This is a genomic window from Streptomyces sp. NPDC050732 (assembly GCF_040654255.1).
Taxonomy (GTDB): Bacteria; Actinomycetota; Actinomycetes; order Streptomycetales; family Streptomycetaceae; genus Streptomyces.
The window spans coordinates 207,382-227,269 of record NZ_JBFAHP010000001.1 but is presented as its reverse complement, the minus strand read 5'-3'; the positions used below and the strand labels follow the sequence as shown (position 1 = coordinate 227,269).

The 19,888-nt window shown below is 71.3% G+C and carries 19 protein-coding genes and 1 tRNA gene; 15 read left to right on the top strand and 5 right to left on the bottom strand.

The features are described from left to right. Positions 1 to 36 precede the first annotated feature (36 nt). Positions 37 to 1,317 (bottom strand): M6 family metalloprotease domain-containing protein, encoded by a 1,281-nt coding sequence (locus AB0H82_RS01015; protein WP_362987377.1) that lies wholly within the window; start codon positions 1,315 to 1,317, stop codon positions 37 to 39. 328 nt (positions 1,318 to 1,645) lie between these two features. Here AB0H82_RS01015 and AB0H82_RS01010 point away from each other — a divergent pair, with 328 nt between their 5' ends. The 4 genes from AB0H82_RS01010 to AB0H82_RS00995 all read left to right on the top strand — a co-directional run bounded on the left by AB0H82_RS01010 (position 1,646) and on the right by AB0H82_RS00995 (position 8,185). Continuing rightward, positions 1,646 to 3,460, top strand: coding sequence for an EAL domain-containing protein (locus AB0H82_RS01010; RefSeq protein ID WP_362987375.1), 1,815 nt, complete (start codon positions 1,646 to 1,648; stop codon positions 3,458 to 3,460). Positions 3,461 to 3,635: 175 nt separating this feature from the next. Further along, positions 3,636 to 5,102 carry an aldehyde dehydrogenase family protein gene (locus AB0H82_RS01005; RefSeq protein ID WP_362987373.1) on the top strand — a complete coding sequence of 489 codons (1,467 nt, stop codon included), beginning with the start codon at positions 3,636 to 3,638 and terminating at the stop codon, positions 5,100 to 5,102. 39 nt (positions 5,103 to 5,141) lie between these two features. Beyond that, the gene (locus tag AB0H82_RS01000; RefSeq protein ID WP_362987371.1) at positions 5,142 to 6,710 is read left to right on the top strand and encodes a GMC oxidoreductase; all 1,569 of its coding nucleotides are present in this window, start codon (positions 5,142 to 5,144) and stop codon (positions 6,708 to 6,710) included. Next, positions 6,707 to 8,185 (top strand): APC family permease, encoded by a 1,479-nt coding sequence (locus AB0H82_RS00995; protein ID WP_362987369.1) that lies wholly within the window; start codon positions 6,707 to 6,709, stop codon positions 8,183 to 8,185. The genes AB0H82_RS01000 and AB0H82_RS00995 overlap by 4 nt, the downstream gene beginning before the upstream one ends. Positions 8,186 to 8,201: 16 nt before the next feature. On the opposite strand, the gene AB0H82_RS00990 is transcribed toward AB0H82_RS00995, so the two are convergent. Further along, entirely contained in the window at positions 8,202 to 9,296 is a 1,095-nt protein-coding gene (locus AB0H82_RS00990) for an LLM class flavin-dependent oxidoreductase (protein WP_362987716.1), read from the bottom strand. A 146-nt stretch (positions 9,297 to 9,442) separates the two neighbouring features. On the opposite strand from AB0H82_RS00990, the gene AB0H82_RS00985 reads away from it, so the two are divergent. Both AB0H82_RS00985 and AB0H82_RS00980 read left to right on the top strand, forming a co-directional pair. Then, complete coding sequence (locus tag AB0H82_RS00985) at positions 9,443 to 9,691, top strand: hypothetical protein (RefSeq protein WP_362987367.1); 249 nt, start codon at positions 9,443 to 9,445, stop codon at positions 9,689 to 9,691. Positions 9,692 to 9,756: 65 nt separating this feature from the next. Then, positions 9,757 to 9,948, top strand: a complete 192-nt coding sequence (locus AB0H82_RS00980) for a hypothetical protein (protein ID WP_362987714.1) — start codon at positions 9,757 to 9,759, stop codon at positions 9,946 to 9,948. On the opposite strand, the gene AB0H82_RS00975 is transcribed toward AB0H82_RS00980, so the two are convergent. Together AB0H82_RS00975 and AB0H82_RS00970 are read right to left on the bottom strand one after the other, a co-directional pair. After that, the gene (locus AB0H82_RS00975) at positions 9,938 to 10,675 is read right to left on the bottom strand and encodes a decarboxylase (protein ID WP_362987365.1); all 738 of its coding nucleotides are present in this window, start codon (positions 10,673 to 10,675) and stop codon (positions 9,938 to 9,940) included. The two genes, AB0H82_RS00980 and AB0H82_RS00975, sit on opposite strands and share 11 nt — an antisense overlap. Then, positions 10,672 to 11,505 (bottom strand): decarboxylase, encoded by an 834-nt coding sequence (locus tag AB0H82_RS00970; protein ID WP_362987363.1) that lies wholly within the window; start codon positions 11,503 to 11,505, stop codon positions 10,672 to 10,674. The genes AB0H82_RS00975 and AB0H82_RS00970 overlap by 4 nt, the downstream gene beginning before the upstream one ends. A 288-nt stretch (positions 11,506 to 11,793) precedes the next feature. Here AB0H82_RS00970 and AB0H82_RS00965 point away from each other — a divergent pair, with 288 nt between their 5' ends. Together AB0H82_RS00965 and AB0H82_RS00960 are read left to right on the top strand one after the other, a co-directional pair. Further along, positions 11,794 to 12,771, top strand: a complete 978-nt coding sequence (locus tag AB0H82_RS00965) for a D-2-hydroxyacid dehydrogenase (RefSeq protein WP_362987361.1) — start codon at positions 11,794 to 11,796, stop codon at positions 12,769 to 12,771. Positions 12,772 to 12,835: 64 nt separating this feature from the next. After that, positions 12,836 to 14,254, top strand: a complete 1,419-nt coding sequence (locus AB0H82_RS00960) for an amidase (RefSeq protein WP_362987359.1) — start codon at positions 12,836 to 12,838, stop codon at positions 14,252 to 14,254. 5 nt (positions 14,255 to 14,259) lie between these two features. Here AB0H82_RS00960 and AB0H82_RS00955 read toward each other — a convergent pair whose 3' ends face one another. Beyond that, on the bottom strand, positions 14,260 to 14,760 hold the full coding sequence (locus AB0H82_RS00955; protein WP_362987358.1) for a DUF3830 family protein: 501 nt from the start codon (positions 14,758 to 14,760) through the stop codon (positions 14,260 to 14,262). 109 nt (positions 14,761 to 14,869) lie between these two features. Between AB0H82_RS00955 and ehuB the strand changes: the two genes are divergently transcribed. The 7 genes from ehuB to AB0H82_RS00920 all read left to right on the top strand — a co-directional run bounded on the left by ehuB (position 14,870) and on the right by AB0H82_RS00920 (position 19,885). After that, positions 14,870 to 15,802 carry an ectoine/hydroxyectoine ABC transporter substrate-binding protein EhuB gene (gene ehuB, locus AB0H82_RS00950; protein ID WP_362987356.1) on the top strand — a complete coding sequence of 311 codons (933 nt, stop codon included), beginning with the start codon at positions 14,870 to 14,872 and terminating at the stop codon, positions 15,800 to 15,802. Continuing rightward, positions 15,802 to 16,533, top strand: coding sequence for an ectoine/hydroxyectoine ABC transporter permease subunit EhuC (gene ehuC / locus AB0H82_RS00945; RefSeq protein WP_362987712.1), 732 nt, complete (start codon positions 15,802 to 15,804; stop codon positions 16,531 to 16,533). The genes ehuB and ehuC overlap by 1 nt, the downstream gene beginning before the upstream one ends. Beyond that, positions 16,530 to 17,177, top strand: a complete 648-nt coding sequence (gene ehuD / locus AB0H82_RS00940; RefSeq protein ID WP_362987354.1) for an ectoine/hydroxyectoine ABC transporter permease subunit EhuD — start codon at positions 16,530 to 16,532, stop codon at positions 17,175 to 17,177. Before ehuC ends, ehuD begins: the two co-directional genes overlap by 4 nt. Next, positions 17,167 to 17,982 carry an ectoine/hydroxyectoine ABC transporter ATP-binding protein EhuA gene (gene ehuA / locus AB0H82_RS00935; protein ID WP_362987352.1) on the top strand — a complete coding sequence of 272 codons (816 nt, stop codon included), beginning with the start codon at positions 17,167 to 17,169 and terminating at the stop codon, positions 17,980 to 17,982. The genes ehuD and ehuA overlap by 11 nt, the downstream gene beginning before the upstream one ends. A gap of 169 nt (positions 17,983 to 18,151) precedes the next feature. Further along, on the top strand, positions 18,152 to 18,919 hold the full coding sequence (locus AB0H82_RS00930) for an IclR family transcriptional regulator C-terminal domain-containing protein (RefSeq protein WP_362987350.1): 768 nt from the start codon (positions 18,152 to 18,154) through the stop codon (positions 18,917 to 18,919). A gap of 62 nt (positions 18,920 to 18,981) precedes the next feature. Beyond that, a tRNA-Lys gene (locus AB0H82_RS00925) sits at positions 18,982 to 19,055 on the top strand. Positions 19,056 to 19,204: 149 nt separating this feature from the next. Beyond that, positions 19,205 to 19,885, top strand: coding sequence for a DedA family protein (locus AB0H82_RS00920; RefSeq protein WP_362987348.1), 681 nt, complete (start codon positions 19,205 to 19,207; stop codon positions 19,883 to 19,885). Positions 19,886 to 19,888: the final 3 nt, after the last annotated feature.

Sequence of the window (19,888 nt, the reverse complement as noted above, 5' to 3'; positions counted from 1 at the left end):
TGCGACCCGGGTTGCAAGGACTGCAAGGACGGGCTCTCAGCCCGTCGTGACCTCCACCGTCCACGCCCCCGAAGCCGTCCGCCCCGCCACCTCGACGCGCACGTCGTGGCCGGGCACCGTGAAGCTCTCGCCGGCCCGTACCGGCGCGTCCGCCAGCTGCGGGTAGACCGAGTCGCCCCAGCAGGACTCGGACTCCGGATGGGCGTCGACGACCTCGACGGGGCCGCTGCCCGAGGCCGTCCCGTTCCGCACCTCGTAGAGGAGTACGCCCTCCGTGCACGCGGCGTGGTCGTTGCCGACGGGACCGCGCGCCTCCAGGGCGAGCACCGCGTCCCGGCCCGTGCGGACGACCGCGAGCCTGGTGCCGCCGAGGGCGCCGGGCGGCAAGTCCGCCGCCAGCGGTTCCAGGGTGAGCCGCTCGGTCCCCGCGCCCACGCACCGCACCTGCCGCGGCTCCAGCCAGCCCAGCTTCCACTTGTGCCAGCCGAAGAGGTCGGGGGCGAGTCCGAACTGGCTGCCCATGACGTCCCAGTCGCCGACGTGGGTGTCCCAGTCGCCCTTGCCGTCGGTGGGCCGGTGGTACAGGTCGGGCAGGTCGAAGATGTGGCCCGTCTCGTGGGCCAGGACGTTGCGGTCGGGCGGATGCCGTTCGAAGACGGTGACGATGCGCCGGATGTCCGTGCCGTCGGCCCGCATCGGCCGGTCGAAGTTCACCACCTTCGTGGCGTCCGAGTCGACGCCGGGCGCGTCCGGGTCGGCGACGAAGTACACGATGTCGTACCGCGAGAAGTCCACGTGCGGATCGGCCGCGGCCACCGCGTCCCGCAGATAGGCGGCGCGGCGCTTGGGGTTCCAGTCGCGCTGTATGGCGTACGAGAGGGAGTCGTCCGGCATCTCGACCCACGCGCGCTGCGGGTGCGGGACCAGTGTGAACTTGCCGTACGAGGCGCGCTCGAAGAACCGGCTGGTGGCCGGGAAGTGGTCGGCGGCCAGTTCGCCGGGGGTGGTCAGCGGCGGGGAGTCCGGGAAGGACAGGAACACCATCGCCGCGTTCAGCGTCCTGGCCGGGCGCGGATAGGCGGTGTTCCAGGTGTCGAGGCCCTCCGAGTGGTGCGCGGCGGTGCGGCGCAGGGCGCAGGGCCCCGCGGTGGACTCGGCGGTCGCGGGGCCCGCGACCAGTGAGGTGGCGGCCAGCGCGGTGAGCGAGGTGATGAAGGCGGCGGTGCTGCGCAGGCGGGATTTCTCCCCTCCACGGGTGAGTCCCCAAGGGGGGAGCTGACGCGGCACGTCGACCTCCGGGTGCGGAATGCGGGACACCCCACCCACCTTGTGACGTTTTGCAGACCTCTGCCCTGTTTGTCTGGCCCTTCCGAGTGAGTACGAGGCGAGGGGGCGACACCCCGACCGCTCACGGAACGTCACAAGCGATCGGGTCGCAACGGAAGCAGTTCAGGGCCGAGCAGAAACGATCTGCCGACCGGGGTGGCGTCCACCCGGCCCGGCGATACGGCTGGAACGGCCGTCCGGCCAACCTCTATGATCGGCACACTTTCCTGCGCGGGCCCGGTCCCCACACCACCACCCGCCACCTGCCCGCCGCCCGACGAGACCTGTTCGAGAACAAACTGCACTGCGGGAGCAAGCGGTGAACGGAACGTCCGAAGGGCCCACCCCCACGGCCACAGCACCCGGCCGGACCCGCCCCGATGTCACGGAGCGTCGCCGCACGGAGCGGTCCGACTACCGCGCCGCCTTCGCGGCCGCCCCGCTGCCCCTCGCGGTCGTCGACGGCGAGGGCCTCGTCATCAGCGCCAACGACGCACTGGCCGACCTCTTCGGGGAGGCCCCCGGCGCGCTCGCGGGGCGGGTCGCCGCCGACCTGATCGACCTGGCGTCCGACGCCCGCACCTGGCACACGTACCTGGAGGTGCTCCGCGGCCGGCAGGCCCGGCTGCGCTGCACCCGGCGCCTGAAGCACCCCGACGGGCACTCCCTGTGGGTGCAGGTCACGGTGGAGCCCATGCCGGGGGCCGCCGACCGGGCCGACGGCGGCACCGTGCTGCTCGCCGCCACCGACATCAGCGCGCGCCGCGAGCTCCAGGCCCGGCTGCGCCATGTGCAGATGCACGACCCGGTGACCCGGCTGCCCAACCGCAACCTCTTCTTCGAGCGCCTCGCGTCCGCGCTCGAAGCGGGGACGTACGACGACACGAGCACCGGCCGGATCGGGCTCTGCTACCTCGACCTCGACGGGTTCAAGGCGGTCAACGACACCCTCGGCCACCGGGTCGGGGACCGGCTGCTCGCCGCCGTCGCGGAGCGGCTCACGCGCTGCGCCGACCGGGCCGGGTACGGCAGGGCGGCGGCGCCGCTGGTCGCGCGGCTCGGCGGCGACGAGTTCGCGCTGCTCGTCGAGGAGTCGACCGGCACGGACCAGCTGGCGGAGCTCGCCGAGACGACGCTGCAGGCCCTCCAGGAACCCTTCGACCTGTCCGGGCAGCGGCTCTCCGTCTCCGCGTCCATCGGCGTCGTGGAGCGGCGCGCCGCCGGCACCACCACGACGGGGCTGATGCAGGCCGCCGACACCACGCTGTACTGGGCGAAGACGGACGGCAAGGCCCGCTGGACGCTCTTCGACCCCGAGCGCAACGCCCACCGCATGACCCGCCAGGCCCTCTCCAGCTCGCTGCGGCCCGCCGTCGACCGCGACGAGTTCGTCCTGGAGTACCAGCCGCTGGTGGGGCTCGACGACGAGGGGCTGCACGGGGTCGAGGCGCTGGTGCGGTGGCAGCATCCGCAGTTCGGCCTCCTCACGCCGAATCGGTTCATCGGATTGGCCGAAGAGGACGGGTCGATCGTGCAGCTCGGCCGCTGGGTGCTGCGGAGCGCCTGCCGGCAGGCCCGGCGCTGGCAGCTGGACCACCCCGACCGGGATCCGGTCTTCGTCAGCGTCAACGTGGCCGTGCGGCAGGTGTGGGACTCGGATCTGGTCGCCGACGTCGCGGAGATCCTCACCGAGACCGGGCTGTCCGCGCACCTGTTGCAGCTTGAGCTCACCGAGTCCGCCGTCATGGGGTCGGCGGGCCGCCCGTTGCAGGCACTCCAGGCGCTCAGCGACATGGGGGTGCGGATCGCCATCGACGACTTCGGGACGGGGTACTCGAACCTCGCGTATCTGAGCCGGCTGCCGGTGTCCGTCCTGAAGCTGGACGGTTCCTTCGTGCGGGGCTTCCAGTACGAGGAGGGCGAGCAGCACACCAACCCCGCCGACGAGGTCATCGTCGAGGCGATGGTGCAGCTCGCGCACCGGCTGGGGCTCACCGTGACCGCGGAGTGCGTGGAGACCGCGGCGCAGGCGGCGCGGCTGCGGCGGATCGGGTGCGACACGGGGCAGGGGTGGCTCTACTCCCGGCCGGTTCCGGCGGATCGTATCTCCGTACTGCTGGGCGGGGCGGCCTGACCCCGGCCCTGCCCGGCTCTCTCCCTAGCCCAACCAGGTCACATCTGCGGCCAACCCTCCCCCGGCCGGTGCGTCCCCGTGGCCGGTGCACGCCGATCGGACGATGTTGGTGCCCGGTGTGCGTGCCGGTGGGTGACCTCGGCACCTGACGAGGACGAGAGCTAGGGAGCCCACGATGCCGGAACTGTTCGTCGACGGCGAGTGGACCGGGGCCGTCCAAGGCGGGCGGCGGGAGGTCGTCAATCCGTTCGACGCGTCCGTCATCCAGCAGGTCGACGACGCCGGCGAGGCGGACGTCGATCTCGCCGTACGGGCCGCCCGGCGCGCCTTCGACCGCGGCGACTGGCCGGAGACGCCCACCCGGGAGCGCGCCGACGTGCTGCTCCGGGTGGCGCGGTTCCTGCTGCGGGACCAGGAGGAGATCGCGCACGTCGAGTCGCTCGACACCGGCAAGACGCTCGCCGAGGCGCGGATCGACGTCGAGGACGTGTCGAACGCGTTCCGGTACTTCGCCGAGATCGCCGACAAGGACGGCGGGCGGGTCGTGGACGTCGGCCCGGACGTGCTGAGCCGCGTCACGTACCACCCCATCGGGGTGTGCGCGCTGATCGCGCCGTGGAACTACCCGCTGCTGCAGGCCTCCTGGAAGGTCGCCCCCGCGCTCGTCGCGGGCAACACCTTCGTGCTGAAGCCCAGCGAGACGACGCCGCTCTCCACGATCCACATGATGCGGCTGATCGCCGAGGCGGGCGCTCCGGCCGGGGTCGCGAACCTCGTGCTCGGCCCGGGTGCCACCGTCGGCGCCGCCATGTCCGCCCACCCCGATGTGGACCTGGTCTCCTTCACCGGCGGTCTCGCCACCGGGCGCCGGATCATGGAGGCGTGCGCGCCGGGCGTGAAGAACCTCGCGCTGGAGCTCGGCGGCAAGAACCCGAACGTGGTCTTCGCGGACTGCGACTTCGAGGCCGCCGTCGACCACGCCCTTGAGGCGTCGTTCCTGCACTCGGGGCAGGTCTGCTCGGCCGGGTCGCGGCTCCTCGTGGAGGACTCCCTGCACGACCGGTTCGTGGAGCGGCTCGCCGCCCGCGCGAGCGCCATCCGGCTCGGCAACGGCATGGACCCGCAGACCGAGAGCGGGCCGCTCAGCTCGGCGGAGCACCGGGAGAAGGTCGAGGGCTATCTGGAGATCGCCCGCGACGAGGGGGCCCGTCTCGTCTGCGGCGGCCGCCGCCCGGACGACCCCGAGCTGTCGCGCGGCTTCTTCCTGCTGCCCACGATCTACGCCGACTGCGACCGCTCCATGCGGATCGTGCAGGAGGAGGTCTTCGGCCCGGTGGTCACGGTGGAGCGGTTCCGCTCCGAGGACGAGGCCGTGGAGCTGGCCAACGACACGCGGTACGGCCTGGCGGGCGGTGTCTGGACGAGCGACGCGAGCCGCGCCCAGCGGGTCGCCGCCCGGCTGCGGCACGGCACGGTCTGGATCAACGACTTCCACCCGTACGTACCGCAGGCGGAGTGGGGCGGCTTCGGCCGTTCCGGTTTCGGCCGGGAGCTCGGGCCCACCGGCCTGCGCGAGTACCAGGAGGCCAAGCACATCTACCAGAACCTGCGGCCGGGCCCCTCCGGCTGGTTCAAGGGCTGAGCGGACAGGGCCAGGCGGGGCGAGAGAGAGGGCGACGGCATGAGCGACGAGACGACGGTCTACGACTACTTGATCATCGGCGGCGGTACGGCGGGCTCCGTGCTGGCCGCGCGGCTGAGCGAGGACCCGGCCTCCCGGGTGTGCGTGGTGGAGGGCGGGCCCAGCGACGTCGGCGACGACCGCATCCTGAAGCTCCGCAACTGGATCAACCTGCTCGGCGGCGAGTTCGACTACGGCTACACCACCGAGGAGCAGCCCCGCGGCAACTCCCACATCCTGCACTCGCGGGCCCGGGTGCTCGGCGGCTGCTCCTCGCACAACACCCTGATCAGCTTCCTGCCGTTCCCGCAGGACCTCGACGAGTGGGTGGCGAGCGGCTGCGACGGGTGGGGTCCCGAGACGATCCTGCCGTACCGGTCGCGGCTGCAGAACACCATCGTGCCCGTCGGCGCCGCCGACCGTAACGCCATCGCCCAGGACTTCGTCGCAGCGGCGGCCACCCGGCTCGGCGTCCCCGTCGTCGACGACTTCAACGCCCGCCCCTTCACCGACGGCGCCGGCTTCTTCTCGCTCGCGTACGACCCAGAGACCAACAACCGGTCATCCGCGTCGGTCGCGTATCTGCATCCGATCATGGACCGACCGAACCTGACGCTGCGTCTGGAGACCTGGGCGTACCGGCTGTTGCAGGACGAGGAGGGGCGCTTCACCCGGGTGCAGGTGCGCAACCCCGACGGGTCGGTGTCGACGCTGGAGGCCGAGGCGGAGGTGCTGCTCTGCGCCGGGGCCATCGACACGCCGCGACTGCTCATGCTCTCCGGCATCGGCCCCGCCGACCAGCTGCGCGACCTGGGCATCGAGGTCCACGCGGATCTGCCGGGGATCGGCGAGAACCTGCTCGACCACCCCGAGTCGGTGATGGTGTGGGAGACCCGCGGCCCGCTGCCGCCGAACTCGGCGATGGACTCCGACGCCGGTCTCTTCCTGCGCAGGGACGCGACGGGCGGCCCGCGGCCCGACCTGATGTTCCACTTCTACCAGGTGCCGTTCACCGTCAATACGGAACGTCTCGGCTATCCCGTCCCCGAACACGGCGTCTGCATGACGCCGAACGTGCCGCGCGCCCGCTCCATCGGCCGCATGTGGCTGCGCAGCGCGGACCCGACCGTCAAACCCGCCCTGGACTTCCGCTACTTCACCGACCCGGAGGGGCACGACGAGCGCACGATCCTCGACGGGCTGCGGATCGCCCGCGAGGTGGCGGCCACCGCCCCGCTCAGCGACTGGCTGCTGCGTGAAGTGGCGCCGGGGCCGGACGTCACGTCGGACGCGGACCTGTCGGAGTACGGGCGGCGGGCCGCGCACACCGTCTACCACCCGGCGGGCACCTGCCGGATGGGCGCGGAGGACGACCCGATGGCGGTGGTCGACCCGCAGTTGCGGCTGCGCGGGCACGACGGGCTGCGCATCGTGGATGCCTCGATCTTCCCGACCATGCCGTCCATCAACCCGATGGTGACCGTGCTGCTCGCCGCCGAACGCGCGGCGGACCTCATCATGGCCCGGCCCGCCCCGGGGCAGGCCGCCGGGGAAGGACCCGTCCAGTGACCGCCCCCGGACCACCGGACGCCGACGGGCAGACGGCTCCCGGGGAAGAGAAGTCGGAGTTCCGCAAGGACATGGGACCGTGGGCGAACTTCGCCCTCGGCTTCACCTACCTCTCGCCCGTGGTGAGCACGTACACCCTCTTCGGCACGGCGCTCGCCGACGGCGGGCCCCCGATGATCTGGGCCTTCGTCATGGCGGGCTGCGGGCAGTTCCTCGTGGCGCTGGTCTTCGGCGAGGTCGTCGCGCAGTACCCGGTCGCGGGCGGCGTCTACCCGTGGGCGCGGCGCCTCTGGGGCAAACGCTGGGCTTGGATGACCGGCTGGGTCTACATGTGGGCGCTGCTCGTCACGATCACCAGCGTCGCGTACGGCGCCGGGCCCTACATCGCGATCCTGCTCGGCTTCGACCCCACCGTGCACACCACCGTGCTGTGCACGATCGCGCTGATCGTGATCTCCGTGCTCATCAACTACGCGGGTACGAAGGCCCTTTCGTGGGCGGCGCTGATCGGCTTCAGCGCGGAACTGCTCGGCGCGCTCGTCGTCGGCATCATCCTGCTGACCACGCACCGCTTCCACGGCCTCGGTGTCCTCTTCGACGACTTCGGCGCGGCCGGTGACGGCTCCTACCTGCCGGTCTTCCTCGGCGCGGCGATCATCGGCTTCTACCAGTACTACGGCTTCGAGGCCTGCGGGGATGTCGCCGAGGAGGTCAAGCACCCCGGCAAGGTGATCCCGAAGGCGATGCGCCGGACCATCTACGTGGGCGGGGCGGCGGCGACGTTCACCTGTCTGACGCTGCTCCTCGCCGTCGTCGACTACCGGGCGGTGATCTCCGGGGAGGACTCGGACCCGGTGGTCAGGGTCCTCTTCGACGCCCTCGGCGAGGCGGGCGCGCGGACAGTGATGGCCGTCGTCCTCATCTCGTTCCTGTCCTGCACCATCAGCCTCCAGGCGGCGGCCGGGCGGCTGATCTACTCCTACGCCCGTGACGAGATGATCATCGGGCACCGGCTGCTGCGGAAGTTCTCGGAGGCGCGGGCGGTCCCCCCGTACGCGCTGCTGATCGCGGCGATCCTGCCCGCGCTGATCGCCGTCGGCTCGCTGATCTCGGAGAACGCCCTGACGAAGATCGTGTCCTTCGCGATCCTCGGCATCTACGCGTCGTTCCAGATGGTCGTCCTGGCCGCGCTGCGGGCCCGCCTCAAGGGCTGGAAGCCGAGCGGCGAGTACCGGCTCGGCCGCTGGGGCATGGTCGTCAACTTCGGGGCGCTCGCCTACGGCATCTTCGCCATCGTCAACATCGCCTGGCCCCGCACCCCCGAAGCCGCCTGGTACGACAACTGGATCGTGCTGCTCAGCGGCGGCATCGTGGTGCTCGCGGGCCTGGTGTACATGTTCACGACGCGCCACTACGGCCGCAGCGACGCCCCGGCGGACAACGCGGTGCCCGACCCGGACGACGCCCGGCCGTAGGAAGGCGGGGTCGCGGCTACGCCTTCGGCAGGCCGTACGCGTCCGCGATCAGTTCGTAGGAGCGCAGCCGGATGTCGCCGCTGTGCGCGTTGCCCGTGATCATCAGTTCGTCGGCGCCGGTGCGCTTGGCGAGGTCGTCGAGGCCGGTGCGGACCTGGTCGGCGGTGCCGTGGATGACGTTGGCGTTCCAGCTGGTGATGAAGTCCCGCTCCATCTCGCTGAACTGGTACGCCTCCGCCTCCTCGGGGGTGGGTACGAGGCCGGGGCGGCCGGTGCGCAGGCGGACCATGTTCAGCGCGGCGGCCATGACCTGGCGGCGGGCCTCCTTCTCGTCGTCGGTCGCGAGCGCCGAGACGCCGATGAGGGCGTACGGGGCGTCGAGGACGGCGGAGGGCCGGAACGTCTCGCGGTAGAGGTCGAGGGCCGGGATCGTGTTCTGCGCGGAGAAGTGGTGCGCGAAGGCGAACGACAGGCCGAGGGTGCCGGCGAGGCGGGCGCTGAAGCCGGAGGAGCCGAGCAGCCAGAGCGGCGGCCGGTGCGGGGACTGGACGCCGCCGGGCGAGGTCGCCTGGACGGGTCCCGGGACGGCGTGGATGCGGGCGTAGGGGTGCCCGTCGGGGAAGTCGTCGTCGAGGAAGCGGGTGAGCTCGGCGAGCTGCTGGGGGAAGTCGTCGGCGCCTTCGTTCAAGCGGTCGGTCCGGCGCAGGGCGGCCGCCGTCGCGCCGTCGGTGCCGGGGGCGCGGCCGAGGCCGAGGTCGACGCGGCCCGGGGCCATCGCCTCCAGGGTGCCGAACTGTTCGGCGATGACGAGCGGGGCGTGGTTGGGCAGCATGACGCCGCCGGAGCCGAGCCGGATGCGGTCGGTGTGGGCGGCCAGATGGGCGAGGATCACGGCCGGCGACGAGGAGGCGACGCCGGGCATGGAGTGGTGCTCGGCGACCCAGTAGCGGTGGTAGCCGCGGGCCTCGGCGAGCTTGGCGATGTCGACGCTGGTGCGCAGCGCGTCGGTGGCGGTGCGGCCGGCGCCGACGGTGACGAGGTCGAGGACGGACAGGGGTACGGGCGCGGTGCCGAGCCGCTCGCCCCGGATGCCGTCGTCGGTCGGGTCCACTGTCACTTGGGGTGCCTCCTGCACTGCGTACGTACGTCGTCTCGTGGCTCTCGTGGCTACGGAACCGGCAACAGGAGGCTCACTCCGTTTTATTCCCCGGGCCCGCCCCTGCGCTGCGGGGCGGGCGCACGGCTACGGTGCTGGCCATGGCAGATCCCCTGAAGACCCTCGTCGACGGAGTCGAGGTCGAAGTGCCCAACACCCTCCCGGACATCCGCGCCGCCCTGCCCGAGGAGCGGCGCGCGGAGTTCGACCGGGCCATCAACACGGCCGGGGTCGACGAGATCCACGCGGTGATGCGGCACTGGATGCTGGAAGCCGTGCCCGACCCCGCCGCCGAGGCCCGGCTCGTCCGGCTCGCGTCCGACGAGGCCGAGAGGCGGGGCACGTCGTGAGCCCCCGCCACCGCAAGGGCTACCGCGTCACCTACGCGCCGCCTGCCGACGACACCCTCACCAAGATGGGCGACGCCGACGCCTTCCGCGCCACCCTCGCGCGCACCGTGGGCCGGGACCCGTACGGCCACGGCTCCACACCGGTCAGGGACGACCCCGACCGCAGGGAGGCCACGGTCGACGGGGCCATAGTCCTGTACTACGTCTCCGGATCGGTCCAGACGTTAACGGTGGTCAGACTGATCCTCAGCCCGTGACCTGCACCAGCGGCTCCTTCGTGAACAGGAAGCCCAGCGCCGGCGCGTTCACCCTGCGCCGGGCGAGGCGCAGCGCCTCCCAGACGGTGACCTGGTTCGCCGTCAGGACCGGCTTGCCGAGCTCGGCCTCCAGGTCGCGGACGTACGCCGCCGTGTGCAGGGCCGTGTCCGGCAGGAGCACCGCCTGGGCGTCCGGGTGGTCGCCCGCGCGGGCCAGCGCGAACACCTCGTCGCGGCCCCACGTGCCGACCTCCGCGGCCGTGATGATGCCGCTCCCCCTGACCGACACGACCTCGGCGCCCGCGGCCTTCAGGAACTCCGAGAAGTGACCGGTGACGTCCTCCGGATACGTCGCCGCGACCGCGACGCGGACCGCCCCCACCTCGCGGACGGCGTGGGCGAAGGCGAACGACGTGGAGGACGCGGGCAGCCCCGCCGTCACGGCCAGGTCGCGGACCTGCTCGTGGGCGCCCTCCCAGCCGAGGACGAAGCTGCCGCTGGTGCACGCCCACACCACCGCCTCGGCACCGGACAGGCGCAGCTCCTCGACGCCCGCGGCGAGCCGTGCGGCCGACCCCATCTCCAGGAGCGCGTCGACCCGGTGGGCGTCCTCGCCGATGTCCGTGTGGACGACCTGCAGCCGGACGTCGCTGCCGAGCATCTGCTCCATGCGGGGATAGTCGTCCTCGGCCGAGTGCCCCGGGTAGAGAAATCCGAGTGCCGTCACGTCCAGCCTCCTCCTTCTGCGGGTGGTCCTTCGGGCAGGCCCTGCGGCGGCGCCGGCGGATTCAGCGGGCTGCTCGCGCCCGGCCGTGCCGTCGGATCGATCAGCGCCTGATAGGGCCCTACCGCACGGGTACCCAGCCGACGCAGCGCGGACCACATCGTCACCTGGTTCGCGGAGATCACCGGCATGCGCAGTTCCGCTTCCAGTTGCGGGATGACGTCGTACGTCGGCAGGTTCGTACAGCTGATGAAGAGGAGGTCGGCGCCGCCGTCGCTGCCGAGGACCGCGCGGCGCGCCATGTCGGCCACGTCCCGGTAGGGGACCTTCCAGATGTGCCGGGTGAGGCCGAGGTAGGCGCGGCCCGTGACGGAGACCCCGGCCGCCGCCAGGTACTCCTCCAGGGCCTGGGTGACCGACCAGGTGTAGGGCGTGACGAGCGCGATGCGCCGCGCGGCCAGTTCCTCGATGGCTTCGAGGAGCGCGCCCGACGTGGTCACCGAGGCGACCGCGCCCTCGCGCGTCATCGCCTCGCACATCGCGCGCTCCCCCGCGGTGCCGCCGACGAAACTGCCCGACGTACAGGCGTACGCGAGGACTTCGGGCTCGGCGGCGGTCAGTGCGCGGACCGCCTCGGCGAGCGTCTCGTGCTCGCTGACGAGGCGTGCCAGGTCGAGGCTGACCTCGACGGGCACGTACGGCGTGCGGGTCAGGTGGAGGGAGACCTCGTCGGGGATCCAGCGCCACAGTTCGCGGTCGAGGACGAAGTCGAAAGGGGCGACGACGCCCACACCGCGCTGAGGGTGAGGTCCGCCGAGAAAAGAGACGTCCATGAGCAGTCCCCAAGTTCGTGCGTGCATTCAGGGACCGGCCGGGGGCCGGGGACGAGCGATGCCGGCGACGCGCCGGGACGTCGGGACGGGGAGATCCGCGCGGGCGTACCGCACGCTGTGTGTGAGCGGCTGCACGGAGAGTACTGGTTCTTGCACTGCCGGTACAGCAGTACCTCTGTTGACGAAGGTAGGTTCGGGTGCGAGCGTGGTCAATCCGCACATCTCAGACGGCTGAGTCGTCTTTGGACGCGGCTCGGCCGTACCTCCGGACAGGGGAGCGGAATCTCATTGCGAAACGGTGTCCCGACGGTTTCCGAAACGACCGTCCTCGTCCTTGACGCGGCGCCCCCTGCCCCGCCGCCGCGCCTCGGAAGGCTGGCCGGGCGGGCCAGGATCGTGCATACGGACGAGAGCGCGCTCGTCGGCCGACTGCCGCTCGCCGACGTGCTGTTGGTGTGGGACTTCACCTCCGACGCGGTGCGCCGCGCCTGGCCGGGCGAGGGGCCGCGGCCCCGCTGGGTGCACACCGCGAGCGCGGGCGTCGACCACCTGATGTGCCCCGAACTCGCGGCGTCCGACACGGTGGTGACGAACGCCAGGGGCATCTTCGACCGGCCCATCGCCGAGTACGTGGCCGCGCTGGTGCTCGCCATGGCCAAGGACCTGCCGCGCACCCTGGAGCTGCAGCGGGAGCGCTCCTGGCGCCACCGCGAGACCCAGCGGATCGCGGGCACGCGCGCGTGCGTGATCGGTTCGGGGCCCATCGGGCGGACCATAGTGCGGACGCTGAAGGGGCTCGGCATGATCACGGCCCTGGTGGGCCGCACGGCGCGGGACGGAGTGCACGGCGCGGAGGAGCTCGACCGGCTGATGGCGCGGGCCGACTGGGTGGTGTGCGCGGCGCCGCTCACGGACGACACGCGCGGCATGTTCGACGCGCGGCGCTTCGGCCTCATGCAGCCCTCCGCGCGGTTCATCAACATCGGGCGCGGGCCCCTCGTCGTCGAGGACGACCTGGTCGACGCCCTGACGAAGCGGTGGATCGCGGGCGCCGCCCTCGACGTGTTCGAGCGGGAGCCGCTGCCCGCGGACAGTCCGCTGTGGACGGCGCCCGGTCTGCTCGTCTCCCCGCACATGAGCGGCGACACGGTGGGCTGGCGTGACGAACTGGGCGCTCAGTTCGTCGATCTGTACGAGGCGTGGGCGGCGGGCCGGCCGCTGACGAACGTGGTGGACAAGGAACGCGGATATGTCCCGGGCCATTGATCGTCCCGCACCTCTCCCCCGCCCCTCTTCCCCGGTCACCCCGTCTGTCTGCTGAGGAGCCTGCATGACCGAGCTCACGGATCTCACCGCGGTACAACTCGTCGACGGCTATCGCAAGGGCGAATTCAGTCCGGTCGACGCGGCCCGGGCCGCGCTGCGGCGGGCCGAGGAGACACAGCCGACGGTGAACGCGTTCGTGCGGATCGAGGCGGAGCCGACGCTCGCGCAGGCCGGGGCGAGCGCGGAGCGGTGGCGGCGGGGGGAGCCGCTGGGTCTGGTGGACGGCGTGCCGGTGTCCGTGAAGGACCTGCTCCTGATGCGCGGCGGGCCGACGCTGCGCGGCTCGCTGACGGTGCGCCCGGAGGGGAAGTGGAACGAGGACGCGCCGTCGGTGGCGCGGCTGCGCGAGCACGGCGCGGTGTTCGTCGGCCGCACGACGACCCCGGAGTTCGGGTGGAAGGGCGTGACGGACGGTCCGCAGAGCGGCATCACCCGAAATCCGTACGATCCGTCGCGGACCTCCGGCGGTTCCAGCGGGGGCAGCGCGGCCGCCGTGTCCCTCGGCGCGGGCCCGCTGTCGCTGGGTACGGACGGCGGCGGTTCGGTGCGCATTCCGGCGGCGTTCTGCGGGATCTTCGCGCTGAAGCCGACGTACGGCCGGGTGCCGCTGTATCCGGCGAGCCCCTTCGGGACGCTCGCCCATGTGGGGCCGATGACGCGGGACGCGGCGGACGCGGCGCTGATGATGGACGTGATCACGGGCCCGGACGCCCGCGACTGGTCCCAACTGGGCGCGGTGGACGGGAGTTTCCGCGCGGGCCTGGCCGACGGGGTGCGCGGGCTGCGCGTCGCCTACTCGCCGTCGCTGGGCGGGCAGGTCGCGGTGCGGCCCGCCGTCGCTGCGGCGGTGCGGCGGGCGGTGGAGTCGCTGGCGGCCCAGGGTGCGTACGTCGAGGAGGCGGACCCCGACTTCTCGGAGCCGGTGGAGGCCTTCCACACCCTGTGGTTCAGCGGGGCGGCGCGCGTCGTGCACCATCTGCCCGCCGAACGGCGGGAGTTGCTCGACCCAGGGCTGCGGGAGATCTGCGGGCAGGGCGCGCGGTACAGCGCGCTGGACTATCTGGAGGCCGTCGACGTCCGCATGGACCTCGGGCGCCGCATGGGCCACTTCCACGAGACGTACGACCTGCTGGTCACGCCGACGCTGCCGATCACCGCGTTCGAGGCGGGGGCCGAGGTGCCGAAGGGGTCGGGGCACCGGCGGTGGACGGGCTGGACCCCGTTCACGTACCCCTTCAACCTGACCCAGCAGCCCGCCGCCACGGTGCCCTGCGGGGTGGACGAGGACGGGCTGCCCATCGGCGTGCAGCTCGTGGCCGCACGCCACGCGGACGTGCTGGTGCTGCGGGCGGCGCAGGCGCTGTACGAGGCGGGGGCCGGGGGCATCGCCCCGCCCCAGCGGCCCGGGGCCACCGTCTCCTGAAGTGGCTACAGCCTCCTGAAGTTCAGCGTCTCGCCCTGGGCGCCCGCGCGCCACAGGTCGTTGCAGGCCTCGGCCATCCGGTCGAGGCCCTCGACGATCTGGCCCCAGACGATGCCGGGGACCCAGCCGACGTCGCCGTTCAGGAGCAGATTGTTCCGTTCGTAGAAGAGGGCGAGGTCGACGACGGTGGTGCCCGCCTGTACGCCCGCCTCCGCCTCGTATCCGTAGGCCTGGGTGCCCAGTTCCGTACCGGAGAAGGAGAAATAGCAGAGATCTCCCGGGATGGGGGTGACTGTCGGGTTCTCCAGCGGCGGCTCGCGGTCCGCGAACGCCGGGAAGAGGGCGTAGATCTCGTTCCGCGCGTACTTCGCGTGGTAGACGTCCGAGCCGAGCGGCAGCGCCTCCCACACCGCCGCGCAGGTCACCGGGGCCCGGTCGTCGAGCAGTTTCGCCGTGCACTGAACTCCCCGCTTCGCGAGGGAGACTTCGATGAATCGCTCCGCCATGTGTCCCATGCTCCTCCCTGGATCACTCCCCGGGTCAAGAGCACAACGATTGCATCAGGGGCCGGAATTCGTCGGCATATCTCGCTTCGAGTCGGGTAGCCGCGCGCCCATGGCTCCACCACTTGGGAACAACGAGGGATTCACTGGCAGAGCGGTTCGCCGCCGCGCCCTGCTCACCGGAGCGGGCGGGGCGGCTCTCGGCACATTCGGGCTCTCGGCATGCAGCCGGGTCCCGGAGGAGGGGAAGGTTGAGGGGGGCGATCTGCTGGACCGCCTGCGCGACAGCGGTACGGTCAGGATCGGTGTCGCGGGCGAGGTCCCGTTCGGCTACATCGACGAGGACGGCGAGGTCACCGGCGAGGCGCCGGCCATCGCCAAGGTCATCTTCCCCCGCCTCGGCGTGCCCAAGGTCAAGGCGGTGCCCACCAAGTTCGGCGCGCTGATCCCGGGACTCACGCAGGCACGGCAGTTCGACGTGGTGTCGGCGGGCATGTACATCAACCCGACACGGTGCGAGCAGGTCCTCTTCGCGGACCCCGACTACCTCATGCTCGACTCGTTCATCGTGAAGAAGGGCAACCCGCACGGCATCAAGGACTACGACGACATCGCCAAGAAGGGTCTGCGGCTGGCGAGCGGCACCGCCTACGCGGAGATCGACTACGCCAAGGCCGCGGGCGTGAAGTCCGTCCTCGTCCTGCCCGACCAGGTGGCGGGGCTCGACGCCGTGGCCCAGGGCCGGGTCGACGCGTTCGCCGGCACCAACGTCACCGTGCGCACGGTGATCAAGAAGAATCCGCGGGTCGAGGCGACGGAGCCGTTCCAGCCCGTGGTCGACGGCGAGCCGGCCTACGGCGCGGGCGGTTTCGCCTTCCGGCTGTCCGAAAAGAACCTGCGGGACGCCTTCAACGAGGAGCTGCACAAGCTCAAGAAGAGCGGCGAACTCCTGCGCATCGTCAAGCCGTTCGGGTTCACGGAGGCGGAGATGACGGATCTGACCGTGGAGAAGCTGTGTCCGCCGGCGAAGGGCGTCTCCTCATGATGTCGTCGGAGTTCTTCGGGAACTGGTTCCTGCCCGGCATCTGGATCACCGTCCAGGTCACCCTCTACAGCGCGGCCCTCGCCTTCGTGATCGCCTTCCCCATCGGTGTGCTGCGCACGAACCGGCTGTGGATCGTGCGGTTCCTCGCCGGGGCCTACTTCGAGATCTTCCGCAGCACGTCGTCGCTGGTCTTCATGTTCTGGATCGCGTTCACCGTGCCGCCGGTCTTCAACATCAGTTTCCAGCCGATGTTCGCGGGCGTGCTCGCCCTCGGCATCACCTACGGCGCGTACGCCTCGGAAATCGTGCGCGGGGCGCTCGCCGCGGTGCCGCCCGCGCAGCGCGAGGCGGGCATCGCCCTGAACTTCACCCCGCTGCAGCGGCTGCGCCGCATCGAACTGCCGCAGGCCTGGCCGGAGATGATCCCGCCGTTCAACAACCTGCTGATCGAGCTGCTCAAGGGCACGTCCCTGGTCTCCCTCATCGCGGTGGCCGACATGACCTTCGCCGGTGACCTGCTGCGGCTCGTCACGAACGAGAGCGCGCCGATCTACACGCTGCTGCTCGCCCTGTACTTCGTCTTCGCGTTCGTCCTCACGCGCGGCATGCGGCTCCTGGAGCGGCACGCCAAGAAACGGGTGGGCCAGGAGCCGGAGAGGACGGGCCTGTTCAGCGGGATGCGCGCCAAGTCGTCGATCGACGTCGTCGCCGGTACGGGGGGTGCCAAGTGAACTGGAACTGGTCGCACGTCGACGACTTCATGCCGCTCTTCTGGGACGGCGTGGAGCTCACCCTCAAGGCGCTGTTCTTCGGCACCCTGATCGCCTTCTCGCTCGGCCTGGTGTGGGCGGTCGCGCAGCGTTCGGAGAAGAAGTGGATCCGGTGGCCGGTCACGGTGGTCACCGAGTTCATCCGCAACACCCCGCTCCTGGTGCAGCTGTTCTTCCTGTTCTACGTGGTGCCGGAGTGGGGCCCCTCGATGTCCCCGCTCACCACGGGCATCGTCGGTCTCGGGCTGCACTACTCGACGTACACCTCGGAGGTCTACCGGGCGGGCATCGAAGGCGTGCCGGCCGGCCAGTGGGAGGCGGCGACCGCGCTCAGCCTCTCCAAGCGCCGCACCTGGACGTCCGTGATCCTGCCGCAGGCGGTGCGCCGGGTGATCCCCGCGCTCGGCAACTACGTGATCGTCATGCTGAAGGAGTCGCCGCAGATGGCCGCCATCGGCGCGCTCGACATGCTCGGCCAGGCCCAGGGCTACAGCCAGGCGACCTTCACCTACGAGGCGATCAGCGTGGTCGGCGTCGCCTTCATCCTCATCGCCTACCCGGCCTCTCTTCTTCTGCGAGTTTTGGAGCGTCGCCTTGTCCGCTGACAGCAGCACTTCCCAGGAAATCGCCAACCCGGCCGTCGACGGCAGCGAACTGATCCGCTTCGACAAGGTCGTCAAGCGCTACGGCTCCAACGTCGTCCTCGACGAGCTGGACTTCTCCGTGGCCTCCGGCAAGCACGTGACGCTGATCGGCCCCTCCGGCTCCGGCAAGACCACGATCCTGCGGCTCCTCATGACCCTGGTGAAGCCGGAGCAGGGCACCATCAAGGTGGGCGGCAAGTACCTCACCCACGAGGAGAAGAACGGCAAGCTCGTCCCCGCGGGCGAGAAGCACGTCCGCGAGGTCCGCAAGAACATCGGGATGGTGTTCCAGCAGTTCAACCTCTTCCCGAACATGAAGGTGCTGCGGAACATCACCGAGGCGCCGGTCTCCGTCCTCGGCCTGTCCAAGGACGAGGCCGAGGCGCGCGCCCGCGAGCTGCTCGACCTGGTGGGGCTCGGCGACCGCTGCGACGCGTACCCGACGCAGCTCTCCGGCGGCCAGCAGCAGCGGGTCGCCATCGCGCGGGCCCTGGCGATGCGCCCGCAGGTGCTGCTGCTCGACGAGGTCACCTCCGCGCTCGACCCGGAGCTGGTGGCGGGCGTCCTCGACGTGCTCCGCGACATCGCGCACACCACGGACATCACGATGCTGTGCGTGACGCACGAGATGAACTTCGCCCGGGACATCTCGGACCAGGTACTCATGTTCGACTCGGGCCGGGTCATCGAGTCCGGGACCCCGGAGAAGATCTTCACCGAGCCCGAGCACGAGCGGACCCGGGAGTTCCTCAGCGCGGTGCTGTGACCGGACCAGGATGGGGGCATGACTGAGGCATATGCCAGAGTGGCGCGTTCCTGCGCACAGGAGAGGAACGCGCCACCAAACCCCCCAACAGACGCTCCGAATGCGCCACTTGACCGCTATCTTGGTACGAGGCCCAGCTGTCCGGAACCGTCCCACGCAGGGGGAAGCCGTGGCGTTGCAGCACGAGGCGATCACGCCGCACCGCTCCGTCCAGGACGCCCTGCGGGTCCTGGAGACCGTCGCCCGGCACGGCACCGGAGTGACCGCCGCCCGCATCGCCCGCGACACCGGACTGCCCACCGCCCGGCTGACACCCCTGCTGCGCATGCTGAGCAGTGAGGGGTACGTCGAAGAGCTCACCGACGACGCGACCGGTGCGTACGTCACCGGGGAGGCCCTCGACCGCCTCGGCTCGGCCGAGAACCACGCCGAGGCGCTCCGCGAGAAGCTCCGGCGCACCCTGGACGGGCTCCGCGACTCCATCGGCGCCGCCGTCTACATCAGCCGGTACGTGGACGGCGAGATCCGCGTCACCGACTTCGCGGCGGGCCCCCGCACCCCCGCGGTCAACGAATGGGTCGACTTCCGCTCCTCCGCCCACGCCAGCGCGATCGGCAAGAGCCTGCTCACCCAGCTCGACGTGGACGGCCGCCGCGATCACCTCTCCCGGCACAGGATGGCCCGCCTCACCTCGCGGACGATCACGAACGAGCGGGTCCTCCTGAACCGCCTCGCCGCCCAGCCCGCCACGGTCCCGGTCCTCGACCTCCAGGAGTACGCGGTGGGCACGGTGTGCGCCGCGGTTCCGATCACCGCGGGGTCCTCCGTGGGGTGCCTCGCCCTGTCCCTGCCGGTGGAGCACGCGCATCGCCTGCGCGAGGCCGCGGACACACTTAATCGCCGGGCGGCGCCCGTGCTGCTGTCCCTGGCCATCTGAGGGGCCCGGCCGCCGTGGTCGGAAGCACGCTCCCGGACCAGGTATTATTTACTCGTCAGCAGGCGCCGCTAGCTCAGTTGGTTAGAGCAGCTGACTCTTAATCAGCGGGTCCGGGGTTCGAGTCCCTGGCGGCGCACTTGCGAATGCCGAAAGGGCGTTCCCGGTCTCCGGGGACGCCCTTTCGCGTACGCCTCACCCTTTCCGCAGCAGGGTGCGGTTTTCCGCACCCCCATCCGACGGCAACCCCCATACCGCCGCTGACCTGCACTTTCTAGCGTGGCCTCCATGGACCTCATGACTCTCGCCCTCCCCCAGGAACCCGCAGGCGGCATCGCAGGATGGGCCGCCGACCTCGTGGACACCCTGGGCGGCCCCGGCGCGGGGCTCGCCATCGCCCTGGAGAACCTCTTCCCGCCGCTGCCCAGCGAGGTGATCCTGCCGCTCACCGGCTTCGCCGCGGGGCAGGGAGTCATCAGCCTGGCCTCCGCCCTGTTCTGGACGACGCTCGGCTCGGTGGTCGGCGCGGCCGCCCTCTACGGGATCGGCGTCTGGTTCGGGCGTGAGCGCATGCACGCCCTGTGGGCGAAGCTGCCGCTGGTCAAGATCTCCGACCTGGAGCGCACCGAGGCCTGGTTCGCCAAGCACGGCACCAAGGCCGTCCTCCTCGGCCGGATGGTGCCGATCTTCCGCAGCCTCATCTCCGTGCCGGCCGGCGTGGAACGCATGCGGCTGCCCGTCTTCCTCGCCCTCACCACGCTGGGCAGCCTGGTCTGGAACTCCGTGCTCGTCATGGCCGGATACTGGCTCGGCGACCAGTGGGACGCGGTCGAGACATACGTGGGGCTCCTCTCCAAGGCCGTCCTCGTCCTGGTCGTCGGGGCCGTCGCCGTGTACGTGGCGGTGCGCGTGCGGTCCCGCAAACAGCCCGGGGCCGGTTCCGAGGCCCGCCACCGCCGCTCCCGCTAGGGC

Excerpts from the sequence above, each read along its gene's own strand:
- AB0H82_RS00970 (WP_362987363.1), bottom strand. The coding sequence starts at position 11,505 with ATGGACGTCTCTTTTCTCGGCGGACCTCACCCTCAGCGCGGTGTGGGC.
- AB0H82_RS01000 (WP_362987371.1), top strand. The coding sequence starts at position 5,142 with ATGAGCGACGAGACGACGGTCTACGACTACTTGATCATCGGCGGCGGT.
- ehuC (WP_362987712.1), top strand. The coding sequence starts at position 15,802 with ATGTCGTCGGAGTTCTTCGGGAACTGGTTCCTGCCCGGCATCTGGATC.
- ehuB (WP_362987356.1), top strand. The coding sequence starts at position 14,870 with ATGGCTCCACCACTTGGGAACAACGAGGGATTCACTGGCAGAGCGGTT.
- AB0H82_RS01005 (WP_362987373.1), top strand. The coding sequence starts at position 3,636 with ATGCCGGAACTGTTCGTCGACGGCGAGTGGACCGGGGCCGTCCAAGGC.
- AB0H82_RS00920 (WP_362987348.1), top strand. The coding sequence starts at position 19,205 with ATGGACCTCATGACTCTCGCCCTCCCCCAGGAACCCGCAGGCGGCATC.
- AB0H82_RS00955 (WP_362987358.1), bottom strand. The coding sequence starts at position 14,760 with ATGGCGGAGCGATTCATCGAAGTCTCCCTCGCGAAGCGGGGAGTTCAG.
- AB0H82_RS00980 (WP_362987714.1), top strand. The coding sequence starts at position 9,757 with ATGGGCGACGCCGACGCCTTCCGCGCCACCCTCGCGCGCACCGTGGGC.
- AB0H82_RS00960 (WP_362987359.1), top strand. The coding sequence starts at position 12,836 with ATGACCGAGCTCACGGATCTCACCGCGGTACAACTCGTCGACGGCTAT.
- AB0H82_RS00985 (WP_362987367.1), top strand. The coding sequence starts at position 9,443 with ATGGCAGATCCCCTGAAGACCCTCGTCGACGGAGTCGAGGTCGAAGTG.